The organism is Gardnerella vaginalis, from assembly GCF_001546485.1.
GTDB lineage: Bacteria > Actinomycetota > Actinomycetes > Actinomycetales > Bifidobacteriaceae > Bifidobacterium > Bifidobacterium vaginale_D.
Map to the genome: position 1 here is coordinate 1 of NZ_KQ956831.1, position 3,994 is coordinate 3,994.

Below are 3,994 nucleotides of genomic sequence, written 5' to 3' on the forward strand. Positions count from 1 at the left end.
CGCGCTAAATCGCAGCGCTCAGGCAGGTCGTCGCGCGCGCTCAGTCGAATCTAAATTATTGCTATGAGTCTATAGGTAACTTTTACTTGCATTCTATAAATTTTTATTTAATGTTACCAGATTTACAAAACTGCAAACATTCGTTAAAATACAAATTATAAGGAGGTGAGATTATGCAAAATAACATGAAGAATATGCAGTTTATATCAATAGAAGTTCTTAAATCGCATGGGTATTCTCTGTACAAAATAAATCAGTTTGTAAAAAGTGGCAATCTTGAACGTATTAATCGTTCATATTATGAGAACTTGGAATATAACGGAGAAATTGATGATTTTTATGCAGTTCCAGCGTATTCTCAAAATAAAGGTGTAATTTGTCTAATTAGTGCAGCTTCTTATTACGGGCTTACTACAGAAAAACAAGTATCAATAGATGTTGCAATCCCTAGAGAATCTCGTATACCTAAGTGTATTAATTGTGCAGGGATGGAATTTTATCGTTTTTCAAAGCAGAGATATGAAACAGGAATAAGAAAAATTGAGGTTGGAGAGAATTATTTTTATATTTATGATATAGAAAAAACTGTTTGTGACATCATTTTTTATCGCAACAAACTTGGTTTTGAACCTGCAATTGAAATTCTACGAAATTATCTCAGCATGAAAAATAGAAATATTAATAAACTGATGAAATATGCAAAATTGCTTAGAATTGAATCATTTATGAAACAAATATTGGGGGTTATGATATGAAAAATGCTAGTTTAATCAAAGATAGGCTTGCGAATTACTCAAAGAAAAATGACAAACTGTTCAGTGATGTATTAAATGTTTATGTTTTAGAGCGAGTCCTTTTTCGTATATCCAAATCTAATTTTGCTGACAATTTTACGCTAAAAGGAGGAATACTTCTTTATGGACTATATGAAAACAGTTTTACGCGTGCGACTACTGATATTGATTTGCTTGCTAAGAATATTTCAAACAGTAAATCTAAATTGAAAGATGTTTTCTCGCAAATATTATCTATTAAAACTGATGATCCTATTAAGTTTGATATAGATAATTTGGAAGTTAATGACATAAAAAAGTCTTCTGAATATCACGGTGCAAGAATAAGTACGACAGCATATCTTGATAGGACTAGGGTTCATGTGAGCATTGATATAGGGTTCGGCGATGTAGTTTATCCTAATCGTGTTACTATGAATTATCCGACTATTCTAAATGAAGAGTCTCCTATTATGTTTGCATATTCTACTTATTCTATAATTTCTGAAAAGATAGAAGCTATTGTTGCGTTAGGTCTAATTAACAGTAGATATAAAGATTTTTATGATATCTGCTTGATTTGTGAGAATGAAGATTTTGATGGAATGGTTCTTAGAGAATCTTTAATTGAAACTTTTTCCAATCGAAACACTTCTTTTGGTGAGATTGTGGCTTTTAACGAAGATTTTGTTAAGGATTCTGAGCGTTGTGTTCGTTGGAAGGGTTTTATAAAGAGAAAAAGAGTAGAAGACACTCGTAGTTTTTCAGATGTAGTTTCAGAAATACAAGCGTTCCTTTTGCCTGTAATAAATTCTATTCGTAAAGACGAAGAATTTAATATGACTTGGAAACATAAAGATATGAAATGGATGTGAATTTTAAATAGTTATTAAATAATTGTGAAATTGTGGAATTTCTGTTTGAGGAATATTTTAACGTACTTATTCGTAATTTGTATTATTTGTAGCTTGCTTTTGTGCTTTATATTTTCATAGATAACGCACAAAAGCGAGTTTTTTTATAAGCGTTTATTTAACAAAGATAAAACGCTCGCGCTTTATTGCGCGCGCTCGGCCGCTTCGAGCGAATCGTAGCCATACATGCGCACAGTATTCGCGATTATCATTTGCGTAAGATTTAGATTTTCCGCGCGCAAGTTATTTACAAAACGCTGGTATTTTGCGAAAGTTGCGTCAGAATACGTGCTTAATTCGCCTCGTAAATACGTTTCAAAAGACGTATTCTCTGCCGTATCTTCGCTAGTTTTAAGTACGCGCATCGCAAAACCCAAATGTGGGTAGCGCTCCCGAAAATCCGCAGCCCATTTAACTTGCGTTGAAATAATCTGCTCCTGCGCACTTTTTCTAGGCTCCAAAATCGGCTTAATGTAGGGCTTAATCGTGCGCTCAAAAATTTCCGGCGCAGTCGACTCCATCATTCTCGCATACTTTTCCGTAATCAAATTGCGACCATCGCTATTCGCGCGCTCAAGATCCTGCTTATAAGACTCTTGCAAATTGAGCGGCCACGCCAAAAACTGACTCACGCGCATAATGTGAAAAGTCGGCCAGTTTCCTTGACAATTCGCGCGTCCGCCTTCGTTTTGCGTAAGCTGAAACTGATCCCACTCAAGTTTGGTGATTTCTTCTGCAAGTTTTTGCACTTCCAGATTTTCTTCTTTCGTATTTTGCGTTTTTGTATTTGCTGATAAATCGCACATCATAAGCTCCTTAAGCACGCAGCGCGCGAATTAATATGCGCTTCAACGTACGGCCGCTGCCATTCCAAAAAAGTTTCGTCGCAATCGCTTAAGCCTTCGTATTGCAACTCTCGTACGATGTCTTCGCAAATGCTGTTAATTATTGCGGTAACTTGCTTTTGCGCAAGTCCAGCGCCTTTGCCGCCTTCGCCAAAACCGTCGCCGCCAAAGCAAGCAGCGGAAGAAAGTCGCATCAAAGACTCAAGTTTGTTACATATTTCTGGAAGTCTGGAAGCCATGCGATTGCTGAGCTTGCGCAACGCCGCAAACTGCCACTTGTAGTACGGCAAGTATCCTGCAGTTACGGGATTGTTGAGCAGAAAAACGAGGGAAGCGGTCGCGTGAACGAATTCGTTAATAGAAAGCCATGCAGCTGCTCCGTCTTTTCGCGACAACATGCGTGGAACATTGTATTGACCTGCTTGAGCCATCATGCCAAGTCTGTGTGAAATGAGTGAGATTCGCACGTCGTCCGGCATGAGCTTAAAACTTTGGCGCGTTTTACTAAATTCTCCAAGCGGATCCGCAAAAATTTTGCCGTTCGTCGCTGCTGCAAGTGTGCTTTCGTTTAGTGATAGCCATAAATGCGGCTCGTTTGCGGCAGGGGCAGTGGGGAAGCTGGTGATGTTTTCAAAAAATTCGCTTATGCTAAATACTCCAACTCGCTTGCTACTGGCACATGATTTAGCGCGTGGTGTTTCTTTGCGAGAGCCAAATCCAGCGTATTCTTGCGGAAGTGCGTCATAAGCGTTTTGCAAATCCGCGCCAATTTTCGCATAATCTTCGTCGGTAAGCCATAAGCAGAAGCCTGGTCCAAAATCGTGATCGCGCGAAATCTCGTCGTCAAAACCGTAACATTCGGAACCATGACCAACTAATCCCGATGCAATGCGATTTTTGTATTCTGCGAATTTTGGCTGATCAAGTAACGGCTTTCCGTAAGTTTTCCAGTATGATTGCGCTAATTGCATACCGTTTTTGATTTTTTGATTATGTTCTGTTTTTCTGATCTTATTGAAGTTTGTCTGTAACTCGTTGGTTGCTTGCGGTTTTTCTGAAGTGTTTTTAGAAATGTTTTTGGTAGTGTCTTTATCACTATCTTCAGCAACATTAATTTCAGCAAATTTTTTTGCCATATCTTGTGCTTGGTGCAAATTTTCCGCAGTAATTGCGTATGATTCGCTATCTTTTCCGTAACACTCAGCGATTAAAGCAAGTGCTTTACTATAACTTTCTGCCGCCTGATCGTACTTTCCGCGCGTACACTGAACCTGTGCAAAACCTGCCAAAGCAGAAGCGTAATGCGGCTGATTCTCGTTATTTCCTGCAACGTACATGCGGACGCTGGTCGAGGCGTGCTTAAAAGCGGATTCAAGAATCTCGCTAACAAGAACCGCGTTAGTATTTGCATTTGACTTTTGTGAGCAGTTTTGCGTGCGTTCTTGCGTGCGTTCTTGCGTGC

At 38.8% G+C, this 3,994-nt stretch carries 4 protein-coding genes; 2 read left to right on the forward strand and 2 right to left on the reverse strand.

Features of this window, described 5'->3' with window-relative positions:
• The first annotated feature begins 173 nt into the window (after window positions 1-173).
• Window positions 174-755 (forward strand): type IV toxin-antitoxin system AbiEi family antitoxin domain-containing protein, encoded by a 582-nt coding sequence (locus HMPREF3208_RS01135; RefSeq protein ID WP_016636688.1) that lies wholly within the window; start codon window positions 174-176, stop codon window positions 753-755.
• Entirely contained in the window at window positions 752-1,648 is an 897-nt protein-coding gene (locus HMPREF3208_RS01140; protein WP_016636687.1) for a nucleotidyl transferase AbiEii/AbiGii toxin family protein, read from the forward strand. Before HMPREF3208_RS01135 ends, HMPREF3208_RS01140 begins: the two co-directional genes overlap by 4 nt.
• 182 nt (window positions 1,649-1,830) lie before the next feature.
• Here the strand turns inward: HMPREF3208_RS01140 and HMPREF3208_RS01145 are convergent, their stop codons facing one another.
• Both HMPREF3208_RS01145 and HMPREF3208_RS01150 read right to left on the reverse strand, forming a co-directional pair.
• A complete protein-coding gene (locus HMPREF3208_RS01145; protein WP_064346816.1) occupies window positions 1,831-2,493 on the reverse strand; it encodes a DUF4125 family protein in 663 nt (220 codons plus the stop codon).
• The coding region (locus tag HMPREF3208_RS01150; protein WP_081091143.1) for a DUF4037 domain-containing protein at window positions 2,493-3,994 on the reverse strand (1,502 nt) is incomplete at its 5' end. The genes HMPREF3208_RS01145 and HMPREF3208_RS01150, both read right to left, overlap by 1 nt.